3 protein-coding genes are annotated in these 4,858 nt (G+C 45.3%); all 3 read right to left on the reverse strand.

The window, feature by feature from the left end:
• On the reverse strand, positions 1-743 hold a 743-nt coding region (locus tag B4K20_RS05525; protein WP_289282177.1), incomplete at its 3' end, for an amidase family protein.
• A complete protein-coding gene (uca, locus tag B4K20_RS05530; protein WP_289282178.1) occupies positions 743-4,333 on the reverse strand; it encodes an urea carboxylase in 3,591 nt (1,196 codons plus the stop codon). The genes B4K20_RS05525 and uca, both read right to left, overlap by 1 nt.
• Positions 4,334-4,406: 73 nt before the next feature.
• On the reverse strand, positions 4,407-4,858 hold a 452-nt coding region (locus B4K20_RS05535), incomplete at its 5' end, for a DUF1989 domain-containing protein (RefSeq protein ID WP_289282179.1).

Genomic DNA, 4,858 nt, shown 5'->3' on the forward strand with positions numbered 1-4,858 from the left:
TTACCTTTATTGGTATCCAGATTGGGTCTGGCAAAGGCATCATTGGTATCAAACTCAGCGGCGACATTAAATACCGTATTGGCATCATCGGTGGTTAAGCTGAAAATAGATACACAATCCAAGCTACGACAGGCTGGTACGACACCATCGGTACTCAATAAACCTCGGGTTGGTTTTAAACCAATCAGATTATTAAAGGCGGCTGGCACACGTCCTGACCCAGCGGTATCTGTACCTAATGAAAAGCTGACTAAACCTAATGCCACAGCAACAGCAGAACCTGAACTGGAGCCACCAGAAATATAGTCTTTGTCAAAACTGTTATGGCATGGCCCCCATTTTTCAGGTGAACGTACGCCTACCAGCCCTGTAGCAAACTGGTCAAGATTGGTTTTACCTAGCGGAATCGCTCCGGCATCAATCAATTGCTGTACAACAAAGGCTGATTTATCGGGCGTGTAAGTATAAGCCTCACAGCCCGCCGTGACAGGGAACCCAGCCAACTCAATATTATCTTTGATGGCAAAGGGAATCCCAAATAACGGTTTTTCTTCAATACTGCTGTTTTCCAAAGCATCCAGATAAGGCTGAAGTTGTTCCATACTGAATAACTCGATCCAGATATTGTGATCAAGGTATTGCTGACAACGCTCTAAGGCATTCTCAATAACTTGTTTTGGCGATAAATCACCAGTTTGATACGCCTGCTGCAATGCCGCAATGGTCATATTTTGTTGTGACATTATTCAACCTCCAACACTAATAAACGGTCACCCATACCTACTTGTGATCCTGCTTTTCTGGAAAGTGAAGTCACTTTACCTGCCTGCGGTGCTGTCACCAGAATTTCCATTTTCATCGCTTCTAAAATCATCAAGGTGTCGCCTTCTTTCACGTCTTGCCCCTCTTCCACTTCGATTTTCCAGATACTGCAATTCAATGGGCTATCCACTGATATCGCATTGTCTGCCAGAGGCAATAAAGCTTCATCCACGTCGGCTTGTTGATCACCACTATCAAAATGCAATAAACCATCACGTTTCCAACGTTCTAATTCTTCATTAAAGGCTTTCTGACGCATGCTGGTGAACGTATCAATTTCATCTTGATGTTGTTCAATAAAGGCGTTGTAGTCTTTTAAATTGAAGCGTGTTTCTTCAATCTTGAGTTCATAGTTACCATGAATAAAGTCACGACGAATCTGCATTAACTCATCATGGCTGACTTCATAAAACTGAATTTGATCAAAGAAACGTAATAACCAGGGCTTGGTAAATTCTTTGGTTGTTTCGTAACGATTCCACATTTGCAGAGTACGTCCGATAAACTGATAACCACCCGGCCCTTCCATGCCATACACACAAAGATACGAGCCACCAATTCCCACTGAGTTTTCTGCGGTCCAGGTTCTGGCTGGATTGTATTTTGTCGTTACCAGACGGTGTCGTGGATCCATTGGCGTCGCTACTGGGGCACCGAGATACACATCGCCCAGTCCCATCACCAGATAGCTGGCATCAAACACGATCTTCTTCACATCATCTACTGAATCAAGACCATTGATACGGCGAATAAACTCAATGTTGTCAGGACACCATGGGGCATTTTCTCTGACCGATTGCATATATTTTTCGCTGGCTAAACGGCAAGCTTCGTCATCCCAGGAAATAGGAATATGCACAATACGCGTGGGTAAATCTAAGTCATCCACATGCTGGATATCTTTCTCTGCCTGTTTTAATACAGTCATTAAGTCATCAAGAGATAACACCATACTGTCATAGTGCACCTGCAGCGAACGGATACCTGGCGTCAGCTCTAAAATGCCCGTCACCGCCTGTTCCTGTAACCACAACATTAAGGCATGTACTTTAAACCGCAGATTGATATCTAAGGTTTGCTCACCAAATTCGACTAAGAGATAGTGATCCCCTGCCAGTCTGTAGGTGATATCCATCCCTGATGAAGCATCTTTGCTAATGGCATGCACAGGCGTATCAATAACGGCAGGCTCTACGGATATTGATTGTTGACTTAAACCATCAATCGCCTGATTTTGTGCACGCTCTAAGGCATTGGCTGTTTCAATCGATACAGGTATAAAGCGAACGGTATCTCCTGCTTTTAACTGGCCCACTTTCCATAAATCAGCGGTAATTACGGTTGCCGGACAAACAAAACCACCCAAAGAGGGTCCATCTGGCCCAAGAATAATCGGCATATCCCCAGTAAAGTCGATAGACCCAACAGCGTAGGCATTATCGTGAATATTAGAAGGATGCAGACCAGCTTCGCCGCCATCGGTTCTTGCCCATTCTGGTCTTGGCCCAATCAAACGCACGCCGGTACGACTGGAGTTGTAATGAATTTTCCAGTCTGTGGAAAAAAACATCTCGATATCATTATCAGTGAAAAAGTCGGGTGCACCATGTGGCCCGTACACCACATGAATATCCCAATGATGCTCAATTTCAGGCTGTAAAGCAGCTGCCATCACCGCATTATCAGCGACTTGCTGTTCAGGCAGAATATGTAATACATCCCCTGTTTTTAAGGTACGACCGACATGTCCACCAAACTGACCTAAAGTGAACGTAGAACGTGAACCTAAATATTCCGGACATTGAATACCACCAGCCACTAATAGATACGCTCTAGCACCCGTGCCTTTTACCTGACCTAATTTCAGCTTATCACCGGCTTGTACTGAAATAACTTGCCATGGTGATTGTTTTTCACCATTTAACTCAATACTCAGTTCAGCGCCAGTCACCACAATACTGGTCGCTACGTTAAAGCTTAGTTCAGGCCCAGACAAAGTGATTTCCAGACCCGCACAGGACTCATCATTACCTAATAAACGATTACCTAAACGGAATGACAGACTGTCAAATGGCCCAGACGGCGGTACACCGATATCCCAATAACCAACACGTGCAGGATAATCCTGAATCGTTGTCATAGTGCCTGGTGACAGGACATTGATCGTCGAAGGCTGATAGACAAAACTATCTAAATAACGCGTGGTGACCGCCGCGTTTAAGAATGCATCATCTTGTAAAATCTGACCGACATAATCGGCATTGGTCTCAATACCGTAAACCTGTAACTCATCCAGGGCTGCCAGTAGTTTTGTATGAGCTGACTCACGGTTATCAGCATGGCTGATAATTTTGGCTAACATCGGGTCATAAAAAGGAGAGACTTCGATACCGGCTTTCACCCAATAATCAACACGAATGGCCTCACTCTTTGGCCAGATGACTTCTGTCAGTAAACCTGAAGACGGCTGAAACTGTTTATGCGGATCTTCAGCATACAATCTCACCTGAATCGCATGGCCTTTAGGTTGAGGTGCTGTAGCAGGTAATTGAGACTCTTTCGCACCGACCTCGACCATCCAGCGAACCAGATCGACGCCGTAGACTTCTTCCGTGACCCCATGCTCAACTTGCAACCGGGTGTTTACTTCCAGGAAGTAAAACTGTTGATTATCGGCGTCGTAGACAAATTCCACGGTACCGGCACTGCGATAATGAATGGCAGACATCAGTCTGACGGCGACTTCCTGCATCTCAGCACGCACATCATCAGGAATATTAGGTGCTGGCGCTTCTTCAATCACTTTCTGGTTACGGCGTTGACTGGAACAGTCTCGATCCCCGAGAGCCAGCACATGCCCTTCCCCGTCACCAATCACCTGCACTTCGATATGACGGGCACGAGTAATAAATTTCTCCAGAAATACCCCATCATTGGAAAAGTTATTAGCACTGAGGTTTTTAACTGAGTTAAACGCCTGACGTAATGAAGCTTCATCATCACAACGGTTCATACCGATACCACCGCCACCAGCAGTAGATTTGAGCATGACGGGATAGCCGACATCATTGGCTTGGGTTACGGCATCTTCTAAAGAGGTTAATAAGCCTGTGCCTGGTAATAAAGGCACATCGTTCTCTTCTGCCAATGCCCGGGCACTGTGCTTCAGGCCAAACGACTCCATCTGTTCTGCAGTGGGGCCGAGAAAAACAATACTATTTTGTTCACATAAACGAGCAAACCCTGGGTTCTCACTGAGGAAACCATAACCGGGGTGAATCGCTTCAGCACCAGACTGTTTGGCAATCTCAATAATGCGTTGTTGATTAAGATAAGTCTCACTGGCACGGCCTTCGCCAAGTGAGTAGCTTTCATCTGCAGCACTGACATGCAATGAGTCTCGATCAGCTTCGGCATATATAGCAACAGCCTGAACATTCATCTCATGCAAAGTGCGAGTAATCCGTGTCGCTATGGCACCACGGTTAGCAATTAGAACTTTCTTAAACATGATGGGTATTCCTAATCTGGGTCGTCCCAGCAATTAAAGCGTTGTTTCAGGTCGTCCCGAAACATAATCCGTATTAGCTCCAGATAACCACTTCTACAGGGGTTGGGTTATAAGCGTTACAAGGGTTGTTCAACTGTGGACAGTTAGATATCAGCACAATCACATCCATCTTCGCTGTCATTTCTACATATTTACCGGCTTCTGAAATACCATCAGCAAAGGTCAGTTGACCGTCTTCTGTTACAGGAACATTCATGAAGAAATTAATGTTATGAGTGATATCACGTTTGCTGACACCAAAATGTTCATTTTCAGCGACCGCCAGCATCCAGCTATCACGGCAGGCATGCATGGTCTTTTTCTCCAGTGAATAACGTACGGTGTTAGATTCTGTGGCACAGGCACCGCCCAGCGTGTCATGTCGGCCACAGGTGTCTGCTGTAATTTCTAACATAGGATTGCCAAGATTTGACAACAGGGTTGTTTCTGCAGTGAGATAAACATTACCTTGTTCACGTAACGTAT

The organism is Methylophaga sp. UBA5088 (assembly GCF_002414625.1).
Taxonomy (GTDB): domain Bacteria; phylum Pseudomonadota; class Gammaproteobacteria; order Nitrosococcales; family Methylophagaceae; genus Methylophaga; species Methylophaga marina.

Bases quoted from the DNA above. Each gene is read 5' to 3' on its own strand.
- uca (WP_289282178.1), bottom strand. From the start codon at position 4,333: ATGTTTAAGAAAGTTCTAATTGCTAACCGTGGTGCCATAGCGACACGG.